This is a genomic window from Anaerobacillus sp. MEB173 (assembly GCF_052119505.1).
GTDB lineage: Bacteria > Bacillota > Bacilli > Bacillales > JBJMAU01 > JBJMAU01.
On record NZ_JBJMAU010000065.1, the window covers coordinates 1 to 572 of the forward strand.

General features: G+C 47.7%; 5 tRNA genes. All 5 read right to left on the minus strand.

What is annotated here, in order from left to right:
- Positions 1-65 precede the first annotated feature (65 nt).
- The 5 genes from ACJ2A9_RS23760 to ACJ2A9_RS23780 all read right to left on the minus strand — a co-directional run bounded on the left by ACJ2A9_RS23760 (position 66) and on the right by ACJ2A9_RS23780 (position 568).
- Positions 66-138, minus strand: a tRNA-Thr gene (locus ACJ2A9_RS23760).
- A 6-nt stretch (positions 139-144) separates the two neighbouring features.
- Positions 145-220: transfer RNA gene (locus tag ACJ2A9_RS23765), tRNA-Val, on the minus strand.
- Between the two features lie 95 nt (positions 221-315).
- Positions 316-390, minus strand: a tRNA-Glu gene (locus ACJ2A9_RS23770).
- A gap of 9 nt (positions 391-399) precedes the next feature.
- Positions 400-490: transfer RNA gene (locus ACJ2A9_RS23775), tRNA-Ser, on the minus strand.
- Between the two features lie 3 nt (positions 491-493).
- Positions 494-568, minus strand: a tRNA-Asn gene (locus ACJ2A9_RS23780).
- Positions 569-572 lie beyond the last annotated feature (4 nt).

Sequence of the window (572 nt, forward strand, 5' to 3'; positions counted from 1 at the left end):
TTATTAGTTTAGAGTTTAGAATGTAGAGATTAGAGTTATTTAAACTCATAAAAAGATAATTGCAATGCCGGCCAGAGGACTTGAACCCCCAACCTACTGATTACAAGTCAGTTGCTCTACCAATTGAGCTAGGCCGGCATATTATGGTGGAGGATGACGGGATCGAACCGCCGACCCCCTGCTTGTAAGGCAGGTGCTCTCCCAGCTGAGCTAATCCTCCGTAATAGTTTAGAGTTTAAAGTGTAGAGTTTAGAGTTAAGGCCTTCTTGAGTAACTCTAGAAGAATTATTAACTTTTAACTATCAACTGAATAATTGGTGACCCGTACGGGATTCGAACCCGTGTTACCGCCGTGAAAGGGCGGTGTCTTAACCGCTTGACCAACGGGCCAGAAAATACTGGCGGAGAAGGAGGGATTTGAACCCTCGCGCCGCGTAAACGACCTACACCCTTAGCAGGGGCGCCCCTTCAGCCACTTGGGTACTTCTCCGTTTGGCTCCACAGGTAGGACTCGAACCTACGACCGATCGGTTAACAGCCGATTGCTCTACCACTGAGCTACTGTGGAATAA